The organism is Paenibacillus sp. FSL R5-0923 (assembly GCF_038009145.1).
Classification (GTDB): Bacteria; Bacillota; Bacilli; order Paenibacillales; family Paenibacillaceae; genus Paenibacillus_AQ.
The window spans coordinates 1,113,353-1,137,655 of sequence record NZ_JBBPAT010000002.1; the positions used below are offsets into that span (position 1 = coordinate 1,113,353).

Annotated in this window: 20 protein-coding genes; 17 read left to right on the forward strand and 3 right to left on the reverse strand. The window is 44.8% G+C overall.

What is annotated here, in order from left to right; genetic code table 11:
* Positions 1-28 precede the first annotated feature (28 nt).
* Positions 29-1,714: a dihydroxy-acid dehydratase gene (ilvD, locus tag MKX35_RS30060; protein WP_076284249.1), complete on the reverse strand. Its 1,686-nt coding sequence runs from the start codon at positions 1,712-1,714 to the stop codon at positions 29-31.
* Positions 1,715-2,030: 316 nt separating this feature from the next.
* Positions 2,031-3,071: an acyltransferase family protein gene (locus tag MKX35_RS30065; RefSeq protein ID WP_076300030.1), complete on the reverse strand. Its 1,041-nt coding sequence runs from the start codon at positions 3,069-3,071 to the stop codon at positions 2,031-2,033.
* 186 nt (positions 3,072-3,257) lie between these two features.
* On the opposite strand from MKX35_RS30065, the gene MKX35_RS30070 reads away from it, so the two are divergent.
* From MKX35_RS30070 to MKX35_RS30090, 5 genes are all read left to right on the forward strand, one after another.
* Positions 3,258-4,001, forward strand: coding sequence for an alpha/beta hydrolase (locus tag MKX35_RS30070; RefSeq protein ID WP_076300029.1), 744 nt, complete (start codon positions 3,258-3,260; stop codon positions 3,999-4,001).
* A gap of 32 nt (positions 4,002-4,033) precedes the next feature.
* Positions 4,034-4,798, forward strand: a complete 765-nt coding sequence (locus MKX35_RS30075) for an HAD family hydrolase (protein WP_076300028.1) — start codon at positions 4,034-4,036, stop codon at positions 4,796-4,798.
* 34 nt (positions 4,799-4,832) lie between these two features.
* Complete coding sequence (locus tag MKX35_RS30080) at positions 4,833-5,573, forward strand: NAD-dependent protein deacylase (RefSeq protein ID WP_076284245.1); 741 nt, start codon at positions 4,833-4,835, stop codon at positions 5,571-5,573.
* 105 nt (positions 5,574-5,678) lie between these two features.
* On the forward strand, positions 5,679-6,686 hold the full coding sequence (gene mgrA / locus MKX35_RS30085) for an L-glyceraldehyde 3-phosphate reductase (protein WP_076300027.1): 1,008 nt from the start codon (positions 5,679-5,681) through the stop codon (positions 6,684-6,686).
* A gap of 29 nt (positions 6,687-6,715) precedes the next feature.
* Positions 6,716-7,714 (forward strand): aminoglycoside phosphotransferase family protein, encoded by a 999-nt coding sequence (locus tag MKX35_RS30090; protein WP_076284243.1) that lies wholly within the window; start codon positions 6,716-6,718, stop codon positions 7,712-7,714.
* A gap of 86 nt (positions 7,715-7,800) precedes the next feature.
* Here MKX35_RS30090 and MKX35_RS30095 read toward each other — a convergent pair whose 3' ends face one another.
* The gene (locus MKX35_RS30095; protein WP_339302279.1) at positions 7,801-8,697 is read right to left on the reverse strand and encodes an AraC family transcriptional regulator; all 897 of its coding nucleotides are present in this window, start codon (positions 8,695-8,697) and stop codon (positions 7,801-7,803) included.
* A 188-nt stretch (positions 8,698-8,885) separates the two neighbouring features.
* On the opposite strand from MKX35_RS30095, the gene MKX35_RS30100 reads away from it, so the two are divergent.
* From MKX35_RS30100 to ptsP, 12 genes are all read left to right on the forward strand, one after another.
* Positions 8,886-10,061: a galactokinase gene (locus MKX35_RS30100; RefSeq protein WP_060625251.1), complete on the forward strand. Its 1,176-nt coding sequence runs from the start codon at positions 8,886-8,888 to the stop codon at positions 10,059-10,061.
* A 4-nt stretch (positions 10,062-10,065) separates the two neighbouring features.
* Positions 10,066-11,052, forward strand: a complete 987-nt coding sequence (galE, locus tag MKX35_RS30105) for a UDP-glucose 4-epimerase GalE (protein ID WP_042186143.1) — start codon at positions 10,066-10,068, stop codon at positions 11,050-11,052.
* Between the two features lie 55 nt (positions 11,053-11,107).
* Positions 11,108-12,688: a UDP-glucose--hexose-1-phosphate uridylyltransferase gene (locus tag MKX35_RS30110; RefSeq protein ID WP_076300026.1), complete on the forward strand. Its 1,581-nt coding sequence runs from the start codon at positions 11,108-11,110 to the stop codon at positions 12,686-12,688.
* A gap of 151 nt (positions 12,689-12,839) precedes the next feature.
* Positions 12,840-14,003 (forward strand): iron-containing alcohol dehydrogenase, encoded by a 1,164-nt coding sequence (locus MKX35_RS30115; protein WP_076284241.1) that lies wholly within the window; start codon positions 12,840-12,842, stop codon positions 14,001-14,003.
* 290 nt (positions 14,004-14,293) lie between these two features.
* Positions 14,294-14,830, forward strand: a complete 537-nt coding sequence (locus MKX35_RS30120) for a hypothetical protein (protein ID WP_042186148.1) — start codon at positions 14,294-14,296, stop codon at positions 14,828-14,830.
* On the forward strand, positions 14,830-16,404 hold the full coding sequence (locus tag MKX35_RS30125) for a flotillin family protein (protein ID WP_076300025.1): 1,575 nt from the start codon (positions 14,830-14,832) through the stop codon (positions 16,402-16,404). The genes MKX35_RS30120 and MKX35_RS30125 overlap by 1 nt, the downstream gene beginning before the upstream one ends.
* A 111-nt stretch (positions 16,405-16,515) precedes the next feature.
* Complete coding sequence (locus tag MKX35_RS30130) at positions 16,516-17,223, forward strand: ABC transporter ATP-binding protein (RefSeq protein ID WP_076300024.1); 708 nt, start codon at positions 16,516-16,518, stop codon at positions 17,221-17,223.
* The gene (locus MKX35_RS30135) at positions 17,216-18,829 is read left to right on the forward strand and encodes a hypothetical protein (protein WP_076300023.1); all 1,614 of its coding nucleotides are present in this window, start codon (positions 17,216-17,218) and stop codon (positions 18,827-18,829) included. The genes MKX35_RS30130 and MKX35_RS30135 overlap by 8 nt, the downstream gene beginning before the upstream one ends.
* Before the next feature lie 129 nt (positions 18,830-18,958).
* Positions 18,959-19,834, forward strand: a complete 876-nt coding sequence (gene glcT / locus MKX35_RS30140; protein WP_076300022.1) for a glucose PTS transporter transcription antiterminator GlcT — start codon at positions 18,959-18,961, stop codon at positions 19,832-19,834.
* 279 nt (positions 19,835-20,113) lie between these two features.
* Entirely contained in the window at positions 20,114-22,177 is a 2,064-nt protein-coding gene (ptsG, locus tag MKX35_RS30145) for a glucose-specific PTS transporter subunit IIBC (protein WP_076284236.1), read from the forward strand.
* Positions 22,178-22,277: 100 nt separating this feature from the next.
* Positions 22,278-22,553 carry an HPr family phosphocarrier protein gene (locus tag MKX35_RS30150; protein WP_076284423.1) on the forward strand — a complete coding sequence of 92 codons (276 nt, stop codon included), beginning with the start codon at positions 22,278-22,280 and terminating at the stop codon, positions 22,551-22,553.
* Positions 22,546-24,258 carry a phosphoenolpyruvate--protein phosphotransferase gene (gene ptsP, locus MKX35_RS30155; protein WP_076284235.1) on the forward strand — a complete coding sequence of 571 codons (1,713 nt, stop codon included), beginning with the start codon at positions 22,546-22,548 and terminating at the stop codon, positions 24,256-24,258. Before MKX35_RS30150 ends, ptsP begins: the two co-directional genes overlap by 8 nt.
* The last annotated feature ends 45 nt before the right edge of the window (positions 24,259-24,303 follow it).

The following is a 24,303-nucleotide window of genomic DNA, read 5'->3' on the forward strand; positions in this document are numbered from 1 at the left end:
AGGAACAACTAGAACTCGGATTTGCTAATTAAATCTTCAGTACTGCACCGTTACTTGCGTTGGTAACCATTTTGGAATAGCGAGCCAGGTAACCAGTCTTAACTTTAGGCTCAAACTCTTTCCAGCCCGTACGGCGAACCGCTAATACTTCTTCGTCAACCAGGAGTTCAATCTTGCGATTGTTGAGGTCGAGTTCAATGATGTCTCCATCTTCAACAAAAGCGATCGGGCCGCCTTCAGCAGCCTCTGGAGAAATGTGCCCGATGCTAATTCCGCGGGAAGCCCCCGAGAAACGTCCGTCTGTAATCAGACCAACCTTAGCACCAAGACCCATCCCCACGATTTGCGATGTAGGAGCTAGCATTTCCGGCATTCCCGGTCCACCCTTTGGACCCTCATAACGGATAACGACTACATGGCCTTCTTTAACCTTACCGTTAGCGATACCTTCGAGTGCGGATTCTTGGGAATCAAAGCAGATCGCAGGACCTTTGTGATATCCACCAACAGAAGCATCTACTGCACCTACTTTTATGATGGAACCTTCAGGAGCCAGGTTGCCGTAAAGTACGGCGAGACCGCCTCTTTCGGAGTAAGGGTTATCGATTTTATGAATTACGGAAGTATCTTGGATTTCATGTCCGGTTACGTTCTCGGCTAATGTTTTGCCGGTAACCGTCATGCAGTCTCCGAACAGAGCACCCGGTTTCTTAAGTAGTTCATTTAATACGGCACTAACGCCGCCCGCGCGGTCCACATCTTCAATGAAAATATCGGAAGCCGGAGCCAGCTTAGCCAGATAAGGAACACGGTTAGCCACTTCGTTAATGCGTTCAAGCGGATAATCGATACCAGCTTCTTGAGCAAGTGCAAGGGTGTGCAGCACCGTGTTAGTGGAGCCGCCCATTGCCATATCCAGCGCAAAAGCGTTATCGAGGGATTCTTTAGTTACGATATCTCTTGGTTTAAGGTCTAACTTAATCAATTCCATCAGTTGAGTAGCAGATCTGCGTACAAATTCTCTGCGCTCATCAGCTACAGCTAGGATGGTACCATTACCTGGCAATGCCAGTCCAAGTGCCTCTGCCAGGCAGTTCATGGAGTTGGCCGTGAACATTCCCGAACAAGATCCGCAGGTAGGACAACCGAATTGTTCTAATTCAAGCAATTCAGCATCGTTGATTTTGCCTACTTGGTGAGCACCTACGCCCTCAAATACCGAGGTAAGGGAGAGCTTTTTACCTTTACTATCTACGCCGGCTTTCATTGGACCGCCGCTTACGAACATGGTTGGGATATTAACACGCAGTGCGCCCATCATCATACCCGGTGTGATTTTATCGCAGTTAGGGATGCAGACCATGCCATCGAACCAATGCGCCGAAACTACAGTTTCCAAGGAGTCAGCGATGATCTCACGGCTTGGCAGTGAATAACGCATACCGATATGTCCCATTGCGATACCGTCATCAACGCCGATCGTATTAAATTCAAAAGGAACGCCGCCAGCTTCACGAATCGCTTCCTTAACGATCTTACCGAACTCTTGAAGATGCACATGACCTGGAACAATATCAATATAGGAATTGCAGACCGCAATAAACGGCTTTCCGAAATCTTCTTCTTTTACTCCGGCTGCACGCAGGAGACTACGGTGTGGAGCACGGTCAAAGCCTTTTTTAATCATGTCTGAACGCATTTTCTTAGCTGCCATATTGACATTTCCCCCCTAAATAAATTGCAATGAAATATAGTGTCGCATTAACGCAATGAACTCCAAAGACCTGCGTATATACGGTTTATAGAATGAACGGGGACGAGCTTCCTAGAGAAGAAGGGCGAAGCCGATTCTATAAAAAATGCCGCTGTTTTGGTATAAACGGTTCCCGCCTTTAATGAACGGAGAAGTCATTGTTATTAGTGAGTCTATCACAAAGAGCACGTTTTTTCTACCGGACAATGTGAAGTTTCTCATAAGGAGACCGGCCTTAAATAGTATAAAAAAACCTATCCGCAAGGGGATAGGCCACTTATAATGAGCGCCTTAAGGCAACACGCTGCAGGGTGATCATCCAGCCAACGGGGGGCTCAACAATAGGATGCATCAGCCTTTTTACACTTGGTTGGGCTAAGAGAATGGTCAGTAAGATTGCAGAAAGCACCAATAACATGGCACCTAAAGAATGATTGATATAAGAGTACAGGCCAGAAACAGCGGCAAAACGAACGATAAATCCGTGAAGTAGAAAAACATATAACGTACGGGAGCCCCAGTCAGTCAGCCGGCTAAGCGAGTAAGGAATCCATCCCATAAACGCTAGTGCAGCAGTGATTTGTAGCCCGTAAACGCCCAGACGATAAATTCCAGCGTACCATTCTTGAAGCCCAAGCTGCATGTAGGTCATACTTCCATAAAGCCAGCCTATCGGCAAGTCTGATCCCCAAGATGCAAACAGAAGGAATAGAAGGATGGAGACTGCGGCAGCGGTAATTTTAATCCATTTTTGAAAAAAGCGAGAAAAGGACTGGAACGAAAAATGATAACCTAATACGAAGAATGGCAGGTATACAAAAGTGCGGCTAATGCTGAACCATACGCCATCAAGCTGTAGGTACCCAACGGCAATTCCAGCGGCGACAGCAAAAATGAATTGAGTGGCAGGCGCCCATTTACGCATCCCGATCATCAATATACGCCAGAAGGCATGACTTGCCAAGAACCATAAGAGCAAATAGGGGGCGAAAAAGGAATGATGGATACCCTGCACCTGATATATGGTGGCGTCCAGCACAGAGTAGAGGCTTTGAAAAATAATGTACTGGAATCCGATTTGCATGATAATGCGACGGCCTTGTGTACCTGTAAGGTGTTTATTGGCAAAAAAACCTGTAACGAGCACGAAGAGCGGCATATGAAAGCTGAAGATCCACATATATAAGCTATACAAGCTGCTCATTGAGCCTATCAATGGTTCTATGGCGTTTCCAACGATTACAGTAACAATGAGAACAAAACGTAAATTTAGAAAAAAGGTCTTTCCAGGCGTGTCTAGCGAGTTTTCCCCTACCATGACTTCCCCCCAAAGATGCTTGATGCTTTAATTTTAAAATACAAGATTTTCTTCAATTGAATTGTGAATTAACTCACTATTGAAAGCGTTATCATAAGTGCCAAATGTGGCGATGTGTTGAAGGTTGTTAGAACAGTGGGTTTCTACTATAATTTTCTTATATGCAGTAACATCCGGGAGTGGAGCATGTTGAAGAAAAGAATAACTAAGCGTCGTATTGGTTTAATTGTACTAATCATTCTTGTTGTAGCCGGATTGCTGATTTGGAAATATTTAACTCCGTATGCACCGGCAGAAGAAGCCGAAACTGCACTGATTTCAAGCGGTGGAGTTACAGTTGAACAGAATGAAAACTGGATTTCGTTCGAACCCTCCATTACTAAGGGGGCCTCGATCATATTTTACCCTGGAGCTCTGGTGAAACCAGAAGCTTACTCCCCACTGGCGAAGGGCATTGCTGCTGCGGGGCATCCGTTCTACATCGCTAAAATGCCGCTTAATTTAGCAGTAACAAAGGGCGATGCTGCAGAAGAGATTATTCGTGTGCATCCCAAGCAATCTTTTGTTCTAGGTGGGCATTCGCTTGGGGGTGTCATGGCGTCACGTTATGCGATTGAGCATGCGGACCAGCTGGAAGGTGTGTTTTTCCTGGCTTCTTATCCAGATGAAAAAGGTAGTCTGCGTGAGACTACTTTGTCAGTATTGTCGGTAGTGGGTACAGAGGATCAGGTTATTGACAGAGACAGCTACAACAAAGGACGTTCCTATTTGCCAGATAATACGATTTATAGTTCAATCGTCGGTGGAAATCACGCTCAGTTTGGAAGTTATGGACCACAAAAAGGAGACGGGAAAGCAACCATTTCCGAAGAAGAACAGCAAAATGACACTGTGCGCGCCATGCTGGATTGGCTTGGGAATATCAGGTAGTCTTCGGTCTTTCCAACAAAGGGAGGATACTTATGCCAGAATTACAGATTAACGATGAATGCATACCCTGTTCAGGAATATTGTTCGACAAAGATGGCACGTTATTGGATCTATTAGCCACTTGGGGGAATTGGGCCGAGCTTGTACTATGTGGAATGGAAAATCAGCTTGCGATTATGGGAACTGATTTTATCGTGGATCGGAGTAAAGTGCTAGGTACCCAGCATGATGCTGCAGGAAAGTTGATTGGTTATGATCCAGCAGGGCCGCTCACCATGGCTACAGAAGAAGAAAGTTATGGTGTGCTTGCATGGCAGCTGTATGCTGCTGGTGTTCCTTGGAATGAAGCGTTGACCCGTGTAAAGAGTATAGCTAAGGACGCTATGTATGAATTACGCAAACGCCGCACGGCACAACCTCTAGAAGGGCTTCTTCCTTTTCTGGAACAGTGCGCGGCTGCATCACTCAAGCTAGGGGTGGTTACCTCAGATGGCGCAAAGACCACTCAGGAGCATCTGGATTGGCTTGGTATTGCTCATTACTTCCATTCGGTAGTTACAAGAGACAGAGTATTAAATGGAAAACCCGCACCTGAAATGGCTGAATTAGCCTGCCGGGAGCTGGGGCTGTCTCCTGAAGTGACGATTATTATTGGTGACAGTAATGCAGATATGCAATTGGGTAAAGGTGCAGGCTTACGCCTCGCCGTTGGAATCTCCAACATGGGTGATGGAAATCACTTGATTGACGCAGATGTGATTATTTCTAGCTATAATGAGCTAAGGATCACCTACTGATCAGCATACTAATGGAAAGGATGTGCTACAACATATGGATCAATTGCAGACACTTGCTTCTTGGATTAAAGACTGTGACAACATCGTTTTTTTCGGAGGGGCAGGTACATCAACAGAGAGTGGGATCCCGGATTTCCGCTCGGCAGCAGGATTATACCAGACTCAGCACAATTCACCTTATCCGCCTGAAGTGATGCTGAGCCGAACTTTTTTTATGTCCTCACCGGACATTTTTTTTGATTTTTACCGCAGTAAAATGATTCATCCCGATGCTCGTCCGAATGGTGCACATCTGCTGCTTGCAGAGTTAGAACGGCAGGGCAAGCTTAAAGCAGTTATTACGCAAAATATTGATGGCCTACATCAGCTGGCGGGTAGCCAAAAGGTACTTGAGCTGCATGGTTCCATTCATCGTAACTATTGCATGGACTGCTCACGTTATTACGGGCTGGAGCAGCTCCTAAGTACCACTGAGATCGTCCCTCGCTGCCCCGAATGTGGTGGTATTATTAAGCCGGATGTTGTGCTATATGAAGAAGAATTGGACCACTCGGTGCTGGTGAGTTCTGTCGAAGCGATAGCAGCTGCAGATATGCTTATGATTGGTGGAACCTCTCTTACTGTCCAGCCTGCGGCTAGTCTAGTCACTTATTTCCGGGGCAAACGTACGGTGCTGCTGAATGGCGACCCGACACCTTTTGATGATCAAGCTGATCTTCTGATTACAGATCGGATTGGGAAAGTACTCGGCAGTGTAAAGGATCTGCTTGGTTAGAAGGGATAATCTCATGGCTTGTCGGTTACCAGATTATTATTGCGCTTAGTAGTTTAAAGATAAGGTAGTACAGAAACAGCGCGTAATGAGAGGCAGGGATAAGCAATGGTATATGTAGCAAATGAAGCACGATATGAAGACATGCGTTATAACCGTTGCGGGAACTCAGGTCTTAAGCTTCCGGCAATCTCATTAGGACTATGGCAGAATTTTGGTGGAATTGATACTTACGAGAATGGCAGAGAAATGATCACTCGTGCTTTTGATCTTGGAATTACTCATTTTGATCTAGCCAACAACTATGGACCACCAGCGGGTTCAGCAGAAGAGCTCTTTGGTAAAGTGCTTGCAAGTGATATGGCTCCATATCGAGATGAAGTGGTGATTTCTACAAAAGCAGGGTACAACATGTGGCCCGGTCCTTATGGCGAATGGGGTTCGCGTAAATATATGCTGGCTAGTCTGGATCAGAGTCTGAAGCGGCTGGGCATAGATTATGTTGATATCTATTATTCGCATCGGCCGGACCCGGAAACACCTCTTGAAGAAACCATGCAGGCGTTAGACCATGCTGTGCGATCCGGCAAAGCTCTGTATATAGGATTATCTAACTATACCGCGGAGCAGACGCTCGAAGCGGTTAGAATCTTGAACAGCTTAGGCACGTCGCTCTTAATTCATCAGCCGAGTTATTCTATGCTCGATCGCTGGATTGAGGGGAGTTTACAGGGTGTGCTGGAACAGAGCGGAGTTGGCAGTATCGCTTTTAAACCTCTGGCTCAAGGATTGTTAACCAATAAGTATTTAAATGGAATCCCAGAAGGATCAAGAGCGGCCAAACCCTCTGCTGCGTTAAATGAGAGCCGAATTACACCGGATGTGAAGCGCAAGATCCACGCGTTAAATCAGCTTGCTGTTTCAAGAGGCCAGAGTTTGGCGCAGCTTGCACTAGCTTGGACACTACGTGATGGGAAGATTACTTCTGCATTGATAGGGGCTAGCAGAATTAGTCAGATTGAAGAGAATATAGCTGCACTTCAGCATTTGGAGTTCTCGCAGGCAGAATCGGATCGCATTGAGACTATTCTTCAAACGGAGAATGGAACTGGATGAAGACGTAGGTGAAGGGATGAGCTGCATCGATGGAGTTGCTTCAAGATGAGAACAAGGTGAAAGAGTGGGCCGAAGCCAACTCGGAGTCTATAGGCCTAAATAGGTCGAAGATTGAGGCTAAGTATATTTGGAATCCTGGAGGGTTTGTAAACCAATCTTATCGCATAACGGATGGTCAAACCTTTCGTCATTTAAAACTCTCGCAAGAACAAAAAGCAGTGGGACTTAAACAATGGGTTAAGATCAGTGAACATTTGACTTATAATTACAAGGCACCACGGTTGATTAGGGAGATTACACAAGAAATAACATCTGGTTATTCTTATGGTTTAGTGTTTGATTTTATCGAAGGTAAACCATTAAGCTCCATTTCCGATCCACTGCCAGTGATTGAAAAAGTTCTGAGGTCCCTTCATCAATTACATACGGATAAAGGAATTAGGATGGCAGTTGTAAGTGAGGATGAGGACTACAATTATGCCGCCGCATTTACTGACGAATACATCAATCGATTTGAAGAAGATCTGCAAATTATTAGAGCGGAAAAGCATTTGCTGGACTTCGTAACGGCGGACACTTTAGATTGGTTCGATACAGAAGTGGAAGCTTTGAGAATTATGGTTAGTCAGCACCCTTCTTTTCAGAGAAAGGCGTCGGACATCGTACACAATGATGTGAATTGGCAGAATATCTTAGTCAATGATAATAATGAATTTTGGATTATTGATTGGGATGACCTTACGGTTTTTGGAGACGCTGCAATGGATTATTCCGTACTACTTTGGCCGCTCTATAAATCAAAAGATTGGACTTACTGTAGGGATCTAGTTATTGATTTAGCAGGCCTTGCAATATTGGAACGGATTGAGTTTTATTTTAGAGCGAAGCTCCTTGATGATGTGATTGATGTTCTCGCTGACTATGTTGAAGCGGAGCAAGTGCCAGAACTGAAGGAAATGGCTCAGAAAAGGGCAAAAGAGATACATCTTCGTGCTTACCCTGAATATCTGAGTCTATATGCAACATAACCGAAGCTAACTGAAAGATCAGCTTAATAAAGGGATTCACATATTGGACTTGCCTAATATGTGAATCCCTTTTTCAAAGGCTTCCCTTACTGATTTGTCTTTTTTACATGTCTAGTCGTTGTGAGACGGTAAGCGGTGGGTGACTGAGCACAAAACCGTTTGAATTGGCGTGAGAAGTATAAAGCATCGGTGAGCCCCACGGATGCTGCTACCTGTTCCACGGACAGCTCGGGCCGTTCACGCAGCAGCTGTCTGGACTTTTCAATGCGCAGCTTCAGCAAGTAGGTCACCGGAGATAATCCGGTCTCTTGCTTAAATACACGGGATAGATAGGCCCGGTTATAGCCAAGAGTATCACACATTTGTTCAATGGATACTGGATGAGCATATTGGGAGGCCATGTAGTGGATCATTTGCTTCACAGTACGCTTAACCTGCGATTCAGCTCCAGGAAGACGGGAGAAGGAAGATAGTAAATCTGCGGCTTCACCTACAATGAGATAAAGATACCCTAGAGAAGTTAGGTGTGCACTTTCTTTGTTTGCTTTGAAGGCTTGCATGATACTGGAAAGGGCACCTGGGATGACGCTATCACCCGTTGTAGTCACCACAGGTTTTTGAGGTGTAAAGCCTGTCTGCAGCACGAGGCTATCAGCCTCACTCCCAGTAAAAGCTGCCCAGCGATAGCACCAGGGCTGATCTTTATCCGAAACATAACTGACCAGCTGTCCTGGATGAATAAGGAAGCAGTCACCTTTTCCCAGTGCATATTGATGATGTTCAGTACGAAAAACACCTGAGCCAGACTCTATAAAGTGAAGTAAATAATAATCGTAAATCTTAGGGCCAGCTTGATGCATAGGAATCGTCTGACTCTGTCCGGCAAACAGTACATGGAGATTTTGTTTATCGTAATATACGGGATTAGATCCTACGGAATAAGTATGCTCCATTTGAGACAGCCTTTCTTGTGTTATTGTCATTTTATGGCTTATAGTTTAGGGTGTATCAATTATTTGTGTAATTATTATATTATGGGAAGTCACATTTATCCATACATTACACACATGATTGCATTATCAGAGGATGACTGATTCTATTATAATGAATACATAAAGAACGCTTTACTTATTCCCACTGGCTGAAGCAGCGAAAGGATGGAGTGGCATTAATGAGCACACAGGAACTTAAAAAGAAATTCATCGAAAAGTACGGGGTAAGCGAGCAAGAAGCTCAAGTATTTTATGCACCAGGCCGTGTTAATCTCATTGGAGAGCACTTGGATTATAACGGTGGATACGTGCTGCCGGCAGCTTTGGAATTCGGAACAACATTGATTGTCCGTCCACGCAGTGACAGCAAAGTGAATTTTGCATCTACTAATTTTCCTTATGAAGCATCTATTGATTATAGTGAAATTGGCAAGGCCAAAACTGGAGAATGGATCGACTATCCGGTTGGAGTAATGGTTGAATTGGAGAAGAAAAACACTCCAGTATCTAAAGGTTACGATCTGCTGTTTCATGGTGATATTCCGAATGGCGCAGGCTTGTCCTCATCGGCTTCTCTTGAAGTCGTGACTGCTTATGCTTTCCTAACTCTCGAAGGCGGCGACACGGATACCGTTGAGATTGCACTCTTGTCTCAGCGTGCTGAGAACCAGTACGTAGGTGTAAACTCCGGAATTATGGATCAGTTCGCAGTTGCTAATGGCAAACGAGATCATGCAATCCTGTTAATGTGCGATACGCTTGAATATAATCTGGTACCTTTCATCACTGGTGCTTACAAACTGGTTATCGGCAACACGAACAAACGCAGAGGACTTGTAGATTCCAAGTACAATGAGCGTCGTCAGCAGTGTGATGAGGCCTTGTCTATTTTGCAAAAAGAAGTTCCTTCACTAGCTTATCTGGCACAGCTCAATCGTGAACAATTCGAAGCACATCAAGATAAAATCACAGATGAAATTGTTAGACGCCGCGCTCGCCATGTTGTGGAAGAGAATCAACGTGTACTAGAATCCGTTGAGGTCTTAAAGAACAATGATCTGAAGCAGTTTGGACAGTTCATGAATGACTCACATACTTCCTTGCGTGATTTGTATGAAGTTAGCTGTGAAGAGCTAGATATTATGGTTGAAGAAGCACAGCGTATTCCCGGTACACTGGGTTCTCGTATGACTGGTGCAGGTTTCGGTGGCTGTACTGTATCCTTGGTACATGAAGATGATGTAGAACGTTTCATTCGTGAAGTAGGCGAGGCATATACCACAAGATCTGGTTTGGTTGGTGAGTTCTACGTTTGCGGCATCGGTAATGGTGTCCAAGAATTGAAGGGAGTGTAATCAAATGGCAATTTTAGTAACAGGCGGAGCAGGGTATATTGGATCTCATACTGTAGCAGAGCTGTTGGATCGCGGCGAAGAAGTGGTCGTCATCGACAATCTGCTAACGGGGCATCGTGAGGCGCTACTGGGTGGCAAGCTGTACGAAGGCGATCTGCGTGATAAGGAGCTGCTGGGTAAGCTGTTCGCCGAGAATGAGATTGATGCGGTTATCCATTTTGCAGCAAGCTCTTTGGTTGGTGAAAGCATGAAGGACCCAGTGAAATATTATGACAACAACGTATACGGCACACAATGCCTTTTGGAAGCTATGCAAAAAGCTGGCGTGAACAAAATCGTATTCTCGTCTACAGCTGCAACCTACGGCGAACCGGAAAAGGTGCCGATTGAAGAAACAGACCGTACAGAGCCAGCAAACGTATATGGCGAAACTAAGCTGACTATGGAACGCATGATGGCTTGGTTTGATAAAGTACTGGGTATCAAATATGTAGCGCTTCGTTATTTTAATGCTGCAGGTGCACATGCTAGTGGCAAAATCGGTGAAGACCATCGTCCGGAAAGTCATTTGGTTCCGCTGGTATTGCAAACCGCTTTGAAGCAACGGGAGAGCATCGCCGTATTCGGAGACGACTATCCTACAGAAGACGGTACTTGTGTGCGCGACTACATTCATGTTAGCGATCTGGCTGACGCCCATGTTCGCGCAGTAACTTATCTGCGTAGCGGAAGCAGCAGTAATATTTTTAACTTGGGAAATGGACTTGGCTTCTCGGTAAAACAGGTTATTGAAACTGCGAAGAAAGTTACAGGACTAGAAATCCCTGTAGTTATTCAAGAACGCCGTGCTGGAGATCCGGCAGTACTGGTAGCTTCCTCCGATAAAGCGCGCTCTATCCTTGGATGGAACCCTCAGCATGCTGACTTAGAGAATATCATTCAAAGCGCCTGGAACTGGCATTCTGCCAATCCGCAGGGGTACGGAGAATAAGGGGCTTTAGCATAGCTTAACTAGAGCATGAGACCCTACTTAAGGAGAATTGAAAATGCACAACGAGAATAAGGTTACGCCTGCTGGCCAGAAAGCCTTACATGCGATTGAGCAGCTAGTTCTGTTTGCACTACGTGAGCAGCTCATTGCTCCATCAGATGAAGACTATAGCCGTAATGTGCTGCTAGATCAGTTCGGATTTAGTGAGCCGTTCGTTGGCGAGATCGATCAAAGTCCACTTACAGGTCCACAGGTTCCACTGGATGCACTGATTGATTATGGTTTTGAAATCGGATTGATTCCAGAGAATAGCGACACTTACCGTGACTTGCTGGATGCCAAGATTATGGGACTCCTAATGGCCCGTCCATCAGACGTAAATGCGGAGTTCAACCGTTTAGCTGCTGAAAAAGGTATCTCCGCGGCTACAGATCGCTTTTATAAATTAAGCATAGATTCCAACTATATCCGGATGGACCGGATTTCCAAGAATGTCTACTGGCTGCAAGATTCGCCTTACGGTGACATCGAGATGACAATCAATTTGTCCAAGCCTGAGAAGAGTCCGAAGGAAATTGCTATGGCCCGCTTGCTCCCGCCGCCGGTCTATCCAAAATGTCTGCTGTGCCGCGAGAATGTTGGGTATGCTGGTCGGGTTAATCATCCGCCGCGCCAGAACCTGCGTGTCATTCCACTTCAGCTGAATAATGAGAAATGGCTCTTTCAGTATTCGCCATATGTTTACTATAACGAGCACTGTATTGTATTCCATCATGATCATGTGCCAATGAAGCTTACCAAGGATACCTTGAAGAGGCTACTTAGCTTCGTGGAATCTTTCCCGCACTATTTTATTGGCTCGAATGCAGACTTGCCGATTGTTGGCGGATCGATTCTGACGCATGACCACTTTCAAGGTGGACGTCACACCTTCCCTATTCAGAAAGCGCCTAAGGAAGATACGTTCACGCATGCATCTTATCCGGGTGTCAGCATTAATATCGTAAAATGGCCTATGTCCGTATTACGTTTGAATGGTGACGATCCAGCGGTATTGCTGGAGTGTGGCAATGCACTTTATGAAGCTTGGAAGGCGTATAGTGATCCTGAAGCAGAAGTGTTGGCATTCAGCGAAGTTGATGGTGAAGTGCAGCCTCATAATACCGTTACTCCAATCGTTCGTCGGGCAGAAGATGGCAGCTTCGAGATGGATCTCGTGCTGCGTAACAACCGGACTAACGAGCAATATCCTGAAGGGATTTTCCATCCCCATCGGGAGATGCACCATATCAAGAAAGAAAATATCGGCTTGATCGAGGTCATGGGACTCGCAATTCTGCCAGGTCGTCTGAAGGAAGAGCTTGATTCTATTGCGAGCATCCTTACAGGAGATCAAGCACTATTAGAAGCGGTGAAGAATGATCCTAGTCATCCACTTGCGCAGCACGCTGCTTGGGTTAAGGAGCTTGTAGAGCGTTTCGGAACGGCATTACAGCATGAAGAAGCCGTCAAGATTGTGCAGAACGAAGTCGGCATCAAATTTACACATATTCTTGAACACGCGGGTGTCTATAAACGGACTCCGGAAGGGCAAGCTGCTTTCCGTCGTTTCGTGAAGAGCTTCGGCGCGATCTAAAGTTTGGAAAGGGGATGTCCTTAAGCCTGTAGGCTTAAGGACGTCCCCTATTTTATGTGGCTTGAAGCTAATCCATTTGAATGCGGGTATTCAGAGGTTTATAATACGAGTGAGCAAAACATTCTGAAATAACTAATGGAGGTTTACACATATGCGTAAATTTGATTTTTATAATCCTACCAAGTTGATTTTTGGACAGGGTACGCTGGAAGCGTTGAAGACTGAGGTTCCTAAGTATGGCAAGAATGTATTGTTGATGTACGGTGGCGGTAGTATCAAGCGTAGCGGTCTGTACGATAAGGTAATGGCTGAGCTGAGTGCAATAGATGCTGTGGTTACTGAACTCTCAGGTGTAGAGCCGAATCCACGCCTTTCCACCGTACATAAAGGTGTAGAGCTGTGTCACGAGCATAATATCGACCTCATCCTCGCTGTAGGTGGTGGTAGCGTGTTGGACTGCGCTAAAGCAGTTGCTGTTGGGGCGAAATATGAGGGTGACATGTGGGACTTTGTTGAACGTAAGGCAGCTGCTCAAGACGCTCTCCCACTCGGTACAGTACTGACGATGGCAGCTACAGGATCAGAAATGAATAGCGGCTCTGTAATCACCAACGAAGTGACCAAGGAAAAAATGGGCTGGGGCAGTATTCATGCATTCCCGGCATTTTCGATTCTTGACCCAGAGAATACCTTCACTCTGCCACGTGATCAGACGGTCTACGGCATGGTAGATATCATGTCTCATGTTCTGGAGCACTATTTCCATACTGATGGCAACACACCGGTACAAGACGGCTTCTGTGAGACTTTGCTACGTACGGTGATCGAAACCGCACCGAAGCTTATTGAAGATTTGAATAATTACGAACTGCGTGAGACGATCATGTACTGCGGCACAATGGCGCTTAACGGTATGGTTAGCATGGGTTTTGCAGGAGATTGGGCGACTCACAACATCGAGCACGCAGTATCAGCTGTATACGACATTCCACACGGTGGAGGCCTGGCCATTCTGTTCCCACAATGGATGAAATATAATATCGATACTGATCCTGCCCGTTTCCGCAAGCTTGCTGTAAACGTGTTTGGAGTTGATCCTGCGGGCAAGAACGATAAGGAAATAGGGCTGGAAGGAATTGAAGCGCTGCGTAACTTCTGGGATTCCATTGGCGCACCGAAGACACTCGCTGATTATGATATTGATGACAGCGAGATCGGCAGTATGGCTGATAAGGCGGTTCGTTTCGGACCGTTTGGTAATTTCCGCAAGCTTGACCGTGAGGATGTAGTTGAAATTTATAAAATGGCTCTGTAAGTAGATTCGTCTACGAAAGAGACCCTTCATCTTTAGTCTAGAAGATGTTATAGAACGTCAAAGAAGCGATTCTTCCGTAATGGATGAATTGCTTCTTTGCGTTTATGCTCTACTGTGGATTTCTCCTCAACATCGTCCCTGATCTCCGCTGCTGCTGACCGCATTTTTCGTGCGTTTATCCTCAGAATGGAACTTTTATGGCTAAATATCCAAAGATTGTGAAACCAAGGACCTACTTTGTACGTTTAATGTAATATGACAGTCCTGATTGAAGACAGGAGGAAATAAAAATGCAAACGCTGTATTTAGGCTGCTTGGCGCTAGGCGTCATATTTGCCATAGTCAGCGTCCTGGTGGGCGATGTGATCGGAGATGCCTTGCATGGGGTCTTTGATTTCGTATCCGTAGATTTTCTGAATCCCACCGTACTGGCAGGAGGAATAACCGTGTTCGGCGGAGCGGGCATTCTTCTAACCCGGTACAGCGCTCTGGAAGCTGGGGCGATCATTGCTTTGTCTTTGTTAGCCGCCGCTTTTTTGGGAGTACTTATGTATCTAGGGGTGGTTAAGCCCATGGAAAAAAGCGAAATGTCCAATGGGTTCTCTATGAGTGATCTGCCTGGCAAGATCGGGGAAATCACAATTCCTGTTCCCGCCACGGGTTATGGTGAGATTATGGTAAAGTTTGGCGCCGGCAATAGCCTGCATACGGCAGCAAGCTTTGATCATGAGCTGCTTCCGGCAGGGATTAAAGTTGTTGTAGTGGAGGTTAGAGAAGGCGTTGCATTGGTGTCAGAATTCGAAAAGAGAAGAGGAGTGGATCTTTAATGTTCGGTATTCCTGAGTATTTGTTAGTCCCTGCTGTTGTCGTTGCTGTTTTGTTTGTGCTAGGTATCGCATTCTGGGCACGTTACAAAACGGTTGGACCAGATGAAGGGATGATCGTAACGGGGTCGTTCTTGGGGAAAAATCATATTTCAGACGATGGATCTGGTCGTAAAATAAAGATAGTACGTGGGGGCGGGGCATTTATCCTCCCTATCTTTCAGAAGGCTGAATTTATGTCGCTTCTTTCTCATAAACTCGATGTGACGACCCCGGAAGTATACACCGAACAAGGGGTTCCGGTTATTGCTGACGGTGTAGCGATTATTAAAGTGGGTAGCTCGACTGAAGATGTGGCGACAGCCGCTGAGCAATTTATGGGCAAACCGATTGAAGCGCTGAAGAGCGAAGCACAAGAAGTTCTTGAGGGTCATCTACGGGCCATTCTCGGTTCGATGACCGTTGAGGAAGTATATCGTAACCGTGACCGTTTTGCGCAAGAGGTTCAAGGCGTGGCGGCACGTGATCTTAAGAAAATGGGTCTGCAAATTGTTTCCTTTACTATCAAGGATGTCCGAGACAAACATGGATATCTTGACGCATTAGGTAAACCGCGGATAGCTGCAGTGAAGCGGGATGCAGAGATCGCTGAAGCAGAAGCAGTGCGGGATGCGAGAATTCAAAAGGCAAACGCTGAAGAGCAAGGGCAAAAAGCAGAACTGCTGCGGGATACGAATATCGCCGAAGCCTCCAAGGAAAACCAGCTTAAAGTGGCCGCGTTTAAACGGGATCAGGATACAGCGAAAGCGGAAGCCGACCAGGCTTATCATATTCAAGAGGCACGTGCAAAGCAGACCGTTGTTGAAGAACAGATGAAGGTTGAGCTGGTACGTAAGGAACGTGAAATCGATTTGCAAGCCAAAGAAATTCAAGTTCGTGAGAAGCAGTACGACGCAGAAGTGAAGAAAAAAGCGGAAGCGGATCGTTACGCAGTAGAGCAAGCGGCGGAAGCTGATAAGGCGAAGAGAATGCGTGAGGCAGATGCCTTGCAATATAGTATTGAAACGCAAGCTAAAGCGACAGCTGAGCAGAAGCGTCTTGAAGGTCAAGCGATGGCGGATGCAGAGCTGGCTAAAGGTACAGCGGATGCTGAGGTTATCCGGTTGCGCGGTCTAGCGGAAGCAGAAGCCAAAGAAAAGCTGGCGGAAGCTTTCCAGAAATTCGGCGAAGCAGCCGTGCTCGATATTATCGTCAAAATGCTGCCTGATTTGGCTGGCCAAATCGCGAAGCCGCTGGCATCCATTGACAAGCTTACGGTTGTAGATACCGGTAATGGTGAAGGTGCGGCACGTGTCAGCAACTATGTAACTCAGTTGATGTCTACGGCTCCTGAGATGCTGAAGAGCGTCTCTGGAATTGACGTAGAGGCCCTGATCAAAGGGCTGACGACTAGATCCTCAGGGTCAACTGGAAGCAAGGCTGCTCCAGTCACACCCGTGACCTCCATACAACCTCCAGCGGCATCGGGGGGAGCGAGCAAAGCTTCAACTTCTGTGGCTGAGCAACCTGAAGACTAGTTAAAGCAATAACTACTATAGAATGATTTAATTTAAGGTAAGCTCGGTGATTGCTACCGGGCTTACTCTATGTTTTGGGTCTTAGCTATAGAATAGGAGAGGTGCGCGAGCGTGCAACTAATTTTAGATCATATCCATAAAAGCTTCGATGGTAAACAGGTGATTAAAGATGCAGATTTCACCTTTGAAAGAGGGAAGATCTACGGGCTGCTTGGACGGAATGGAGCAGGTAAAACCACACTTTTCAATTGTTTGAGTGGTGAGATCCAAATGGATAGCGGAGCTGCCTTTATTGGTGATAAGGATAGTGCCCGTCCGCTTCGTGACGAGGACATCGGATATGTATTTTCCCTACCCATTTTGCCTGAGTTTCTGACAGGTTATGAGTTCGTAAAGTTTTATATGGACATCAACCGTGAGAAGATCGATCCGAATAAAAGCATTGAAGATTATTTTTCAATTATTAAGTTTGAGGAAGAAGATCGGCACCGACTGATTAAAGGTTATTCCCACGGGATGAAGAATAAAATTCAAATGCTCTGCTTTATCATTACTCGCCCGCCTTTGATTTTATTAGATGAGCCTTTAACTTCTTTTGACGTGGTTGTGGCTCTTGAGATCAAGAAATTGCTGCGTGAGATGAAGCAGGATCATATCATTATTTTTTCTACGCATATTTTGCAATTAGCCGCCGATTTATGTGACGAGTTAGTTATTCTAAATCATGGAACCCTTCAAGAAATTCCGCGTGAAACTCTGCAAAGTCCAGAATTTGAGGAGCAAATTATAGCTTTACTTCAGGATGGCAACAATGATTAGTACACTTCGCAGCATTCAGAGGATTAGAGGTTCGTCCGGAGCCAATCGGCTGATTTACTATTTCAAAAAGCTGCCTGTTCTTGGCAAACTTTTAAAAGGGGATATTTACTCTAACATTGCACTAAAACAAGTCTTCGCTGGGATAGTACTTGCATTGAAGGTAGTGTGGGGGTTTTTAGGCAAGTTCGCCTATTTGGGAATTGTGATCTATTTACCAATCGTCCTTACACACAAAGAATTGTCGCTCGCCGAACAGTATGCATTGTTCTTACATATTTTTATAGTTCTGAGCTTTATAGTGGCTGCGGTTTCGAATGTATTTATATTAGAGCCCAAACGGGATAAATATATATGTGTGAAGCTGATGAGAATTCCGGCTAAACAGTATATGCATGCTACGCTTTTGCTTAAAGGGCTAACGTTCTTTATATATTTTATTCCGGCATTAACCGTGTTTGCGGGGATTTTTGGGGCACCGCTGTGGCATGGCGTATGGCTTACACTACTGTTAACGGCCTGGAGAATAGTCACCGAGGCGCTAAATCTTTGGTTTTTTGACAAAAAAGAAATTGTGTTAGTTAAAAAGATGAGCTGGGTATGGTCGGTGATTGGACTAGGTGGCCTACTTGCCTATTTGCCCCTTTATCTAGGGTATGCTTTTGTAAATGATGCGACAGGATTTAGTGTCCCCGTGAGTCTTGTGATTGTTGTACTTGGAGGAATTGCAGCTGTGTATATTGGGAAATATCCTAACTATCGCAGTGCTGTAGATGTCGTTACCAAGATAGATGATCCATTGCTGGATATGAACCGGATGATGAAAGAAGCGAGGGTGGCAGATGTTCAGACCAAGGAGAAGGACTTTTCGTCGGAAGAACTTAAGGGGAAAGCTTTTCAAGGAAAGACAGGTTACGCCTACCTAAATGCTATTTTTTTCTCCAGGCATAAACGCTTGTTGATTCAACCCATCCAGAGGCGTTTAACGATCATTGGTGTGCTCTTTATAGTGGCTGTCCTAATGATGCTTATTTCGCCGGAGACTTCGTCCGAATTTACAGCATATCTGCTCGGTGGACTTCCCTTTTTTGTATTTATAATGAACTATACCTCTATAGGTGAGCGCGTATGCAAAGCGATGTTTTACAATTGTGATCTAAGCTTGTTGCGCTATGGATTCTATCGTGAACAAGCTGCGATTCTAGACAATTTTAAGATTCGTCTAATTAAATTGAGTGGCCTTAATCTTATTCCTGCTGTCGCCATTTGTTTAGCATGTACTCTGCTGTTTCTGCTCTCTGGTGCAGATTGGGGTTTTATGGATGCGGTGATCTTTTGGGTAACGATTCTTTGTCTTTCCTTGTTCTTCTCAGTGCACCATTTGTTCATGTATTATATCTTTCAACCGTACAGCACGGAGCTAAATATGAAAAATCCGTTCTTTTTTATCGTCAACAGCATTGTATTGGGACTAAGCATCGCTTGTATCGGATTTCCAAAAGCATCGTCACTATTTACGCTAGTTGTTCTTGCGGGAACGATTGCTTATATGGTTATTGCCGTGACGTTGGTATACAGGTTCTCCAGTCGAACCTTTCGGGTGAAATAGAACGCAGAGTGTTCTTCTAATATCGGAATGTTGATGATATGATGGTAGCGAGAGTTTTTTAATCGTACCGTTTCATGTTGCGTTTGCTGCTTGGAAGTCAGGTGTTTAGAAATAAAAGAGGTGTCAAAAATGAGTAGCATAACTGTAGCAAAGGTGTTAAATAACAACGTTATTATTGCAGACCATCCCCAATATTCCGAGGTTGTAGTGATTGGCAAAGGAATAGGGTTTAACCGAAAATTGCATGATCGGATTGATCTATCCTCCGTGGAGAAGATGTTTATTCTTCGCAGCCAGGAAGAACAGGAACAATATAAACAGCTTCTTCCCCAAGTGGATGAGAAGTTGATTGAGATTGTACATGAAATTTTGTTATATATTATGCATAGCAGTAGTCAACCACTTAATGAGCATGTTCATATTGCACTCACTGATCATATCTCATTTGCTATACGGCGTTATGAACAAGATATCCCAATTCATAATCCGTTTCTGTATGAGACTAAGGAAATTTATCCTGAAGAGTATAAGATGGCAGAGTATGCGATTGAGCGGATTAATGAAGGCATGGGCGTGGAATTGCCTGTAGATGAGGTGGGTTTTGTTGCACTTCATATCGTTAGCGCGCTGAGTAATAGACAAATTTCCGAGGTCAGACAGCATTCTCTTTTAATTGGTGATTTGATCGGAATCGTAGAGAATAATCTCGAATATCGAATTCCACGTGATTCACTTGATTATTCGCGGTTGGTGACTCATCTACGATTTGTTCTAGAAAGACTGCGTCGTGGAGAATCAGTGCGGGAGACTTCTACGCTGGATGGTCTTATGAAACGAGAGTATCCCGAAATGTATACCTTGGCTTGGCAATTAACTAAGGTGATTGAGAACCGAGTACGAATTCCTGTGTATCCAGCAGAGGTCAGTTATTTGACAGTTCATTTGCAACGTCTTGCCCAGAAGAAAGAGGATGAAGTGGGTATGGAGACGAAGCGAGAAATATAAGGATAATGTATAAAGTGAAACTTATACTTTCTTATATTTAAAAAAAAGCTTGTCACTACAAAAAAACGGTGCTACAATATCGGTGTCCTAATTAAAACAGAATACCAAGCGTGTAACTGATTCGATCAGGCATGAGTGATTTACAGTATTTTGGTTGCTAGTCCCCATCTTGGGGTAATCTAACCTTAGCGTTAGATAACAACCTTTATACTGTGTTGCTCATGCCTTTTTTGGCATCTGTTTTACTGAAAATGTGAATAATGAAAGGAAGTGACCATGATGTTCAAAAAGCTTTTCGGCGTTTTACAAAGAGTCGGTAAAGCGCTGATGCTCCCAGTAGCCATACTGCCAGCAGCCGGTCTGCTCCTTGGAATAGGAAACATGCTGGTAAACCCCGATTTTCTACAATACGTTCCGGCACTTGAGAACGATGTAGTTCAGGCAATTGCGAACGTATTGATGAACTCAGGGCAAATTGTATTTGATAATTTATCCTTACTATTTGCCGTGGGTGTTGCCATCGGTTTATCCGGTGGTGAGGGTGTTGCTGGTCTAGCCGCTATTATTGGTTTCCTCGTAATGAATGTTACGATGGGTACTGTAATTGGCGTCAATGATTATATCCTGAGCCAAGGCGACTTTTCCTATGCTAGCGTCTTAGGAATTCCAACACTGCAAACGGGGGTATTTGGAGGTATACTCGTCGGTATATTGGCATCGTCCATGTACAAACGATTCTTCAAAATCGAACTTCCATCCTACCTGGGTTTCTTCGCAGGTAAACGTTTCGTTCCGATCATGACTGCGGTAACGTCTTTGATTCTTGGTCTGGCATTGACCTTAGTTTGGCCGCCAATTCAACACGGTCTGAACTATGTATCACAAAGTATGATTGATACGAATAAAACGCTCGCAGCGTTTATCTTCGGAACAATCGAACGCTCGCTTATTCCTTTTGGTCTGCATCACATCTTCTATTCTCCGTTCTGGTATGAATTTGGTACCTACGTAGATAAAGCTGGGGAATTGGTTCGTGGTGACCAACGGATCTTCATGCAGCAGCTTCGTGATGGCGTAGAATTCACAGCAGGAACATTTACAACAGGTAAGTATCCTTTCATGATGTTCGGTCTTCCAGCAGCTGCTTTGGCCATTTATCATGAAGCTAAACCTCATAATAAAAAACTTGTCGGAGGTTTGATGCTTTCCGCAGCATTGACTTCATTCCTGACAGGGATTACAGAGCCGCTTGAATTCTCATTCTTGTTCGTAGCTCCATTGCTGTTCGCAGTACATGCTGTTTTTGCAGGTTTGTCCTTTATGACCATGCATATTCTTAATGTCAAGATTGGTATGACCTTCTCTGGAGGTTTTATTGATTACGTGCTCTTTGGTATTATCCCGAACCGTACGGCTTGGTGGCTCGTAATTCCAGTAGGTCTTGCCCTTGCCGTAATTTACTACTTCGGATTCCGCTTTGTTATTCGGAAGTTCAATCTGATGACACCGGGTCGTGAAGAGGATACGGGTGAGGTTGAAGATACTAACACAGAAGCCGTTTCTAAAACGGGTGATGATTTACCACGAAACATCTTGTCTGCGCTGGGTGGTAAAGAGAACATCGCTCATCTGGATGCTTGTATTACCCGCCTTCGTGTGGAGGTTAAAGATAAATCAGGTGTGGATAAGACTCGTCTGAAGAAGTTAGGTGCATCAGGTGTGCTTGAGGTGGGTAATAACATTCAAGCGATCTTCGGCACACGTTCCGATACCATTAAATCTCAGATTCAAGATGTAATTAGCGGGAAGACACCTGCACCAACGCCGGTAGCGGCTACGCCACAGCCTGAAGAAGAACAGCAGGCAGGTGAAGCTGGTGAAGCGATTATCAAAGAAGATATCGTCTCTCCGGTAAATGGTGAACTAGTGGATATCACTGAGGTTCCTGATGCAGTATTCTCCCAAAAAATGACGGGTGATGGTTTTGCTTTCTTATCCGATGATGGAAAGATTGCTTCACCGGTCTACGGTAAAGTGTTTAATGTGTTCCCGAGCAAGCATGCGATCGGCATTATGTCCGATGGAGGTAAGGAAGTGCTCGTTCATATAGGGGTTAATACAGTTAAGCTTAAAGGTCAAGGCTTTACAGTTCTAGTCGAAGAGGGCGACCTTGTAGCTGCTGGACAGCCGATCATGGAAGTGGATTTAGAATATGTAAAAGCACATGCACCATCAGTAATGTCACCTGTTATTTTTTCCAATTTACCAGAAGGCTCTTCCGTAACCTTGAAGAAGCCAGGTAAGGTATCTATTGGTGATAAGGATATTATTACCATTCAGTAAAAGTGCAAGGGTGGACGCTTCCTTTAAACATTAAAGGGAGCGAAGCCTTCACTATAAATTTAAAAATATTCTATTAAAAGAAAGCGAGTTGGATAATATTATGCAAACAACATTCAGAATTATCGATGAAGATGGAATTCACGCACGTCCGGCAACTGCCTTGGTAAATACAGCTACGAAATTCAAAGGTACGGAAGCTTTTGCAGAAGCAAAAGGCAAAAAAGTTACATTGAAATCTATCCTTGGCGTATTGTCATTGGGTCTAGAAGCTGGAGACACTTTGTCTCTGATTACTGAAGGTAGCGAAGAAGCTGAAGCTCTGAGCGCACTTTCTGATGTAATGATTAAAGAAGGGCTAGGGGAAATCCATGAATAAAATTTCAGGAATCGCGGCTTCAGCAGGGATTGCAGTAGCCCGTGCTTTTATCCTGAAACATCCGGATTATACAATTACAAAAACTAATATCAGTGATCCTGAAGCAGAAGTCGCCAAGTTGAATGACGCACTAGCTAAATCAAGTGCTGAACTGCAGACCATTAAAGAGCGTACTTTAGCAGAACTAGGAGAGAAGAAAGCAGAGATTTTTGCATCCCATCTGCTGATTCTTGAGGACCCTGAGCTGATTAATCCCGTAATTGATAAAATTCGTCAGGAATCGGTTAACGCGGACTATGCACTAAACGAAGTAGCTACACAATTCATTGAAATGTTCGAAAACATGAAGAGTGCTTACTTACAAGAACGTGCAGCTGACATGCGTGATGTGACCAAACGCCTGCTGAACCACTTGCTGGGTATTCATTATGTTAGTCCTGCAGAAATCAATGAAGAGGTTATTGTTATCGCTGAGGATTTAACACCTTCTGACACAGCACAGCTAAATCGCAAGTATGTTAAAGGCTTCACAACAAACATTGGTGGACGTACGTCACACTCCGCGATTATGGCACGTTCTTTGGAAATTCCAGCGGTAGTTGGAACTAAGAATGTCATGACAGAAGTGAATTCTGGGGATCTAGTGATTGTCGATGGTCTGAACGGTGACGTTCTTATTAATCCTAGTGAAGCAGAAGTGGCAGAGTACGTTCGCAAGCAGGAAGCTTACGACTTGCAAATTGCAGAGTGGAAGAAACTTCGTGATAAACCAACGATTTCTGCAGACGGTAAGCACGTGGAGCTGGCGGCTAACATTGGTACACCAAACGATGTCAATGGTGTAATTGAGAATGGTGGCGAAGGTGTAGGCTTGTATCGTACTGAGTTTCTATACATGGGCCGCGATAAGCTGCCTTCTGAGGAAATTCAATATAACGCCTATCGTACTGTGCTTGAGAATATGAAAGGCAAACCGGTAGTCGTACGTACACTTGATATCGGTGGCGACAAAGAACTTCCGTATCTGGATCTTCCAAAGGAAATGAATCCTTTCTTAGGATTCCGTGCGATTCGTCTTTGTCTGGATCGTCAAGATATTTTCCGTACGCAACTGCGTGCTTTACTGAGAGCAAGTGTTCATGGGGATCTTCGCATTATGTTCCCTATGATCGCAACACTTGGTGAATTCCGTGCAGCTCGTGATCTTCTGCTTGAAGAGAAAGCGAAGCTTCGTGAAGAAGGCAAGGAAGTATCTGACAACATTCAGCTCGGCATTATGGTTGAGATTCCTTCCACTGCTGTACTGGCTGACCAGTTCGCAAAGGAAGTTGATTTCTTCAGTATTGGTACGAATGACCTTATTCAATATACAATGGCTGCTGACCGTATGAATGAACGGGTGTCTTACCTGTATCAGCCATACAATCCGGCCATCCTGCGTCTGGTCAAGAATGTAATTGATGCAGCGCATGCAGAAGGTAAATGGACAGGAATGTGCGGTGAGATGGCTGGGGACGCAACAGCGATTCCACTCTTACTAGGTCTTGGCCTTGATGAATTCAGTATGAGTGCAACGTCAATTCTACCAGCACGTAGTCAAATTTCTAAATTGTCGGCTGCCGACATGAAGGAACTGGCTGCAAAAGCATTGCAACTTGGCACTGCTGAAGAAGTAGCTGCACTTGTTCAAAGCATCACTAACTAACTATTTCCATATGCATTACTCCGTTAAACGTTTTATAACGTTCCA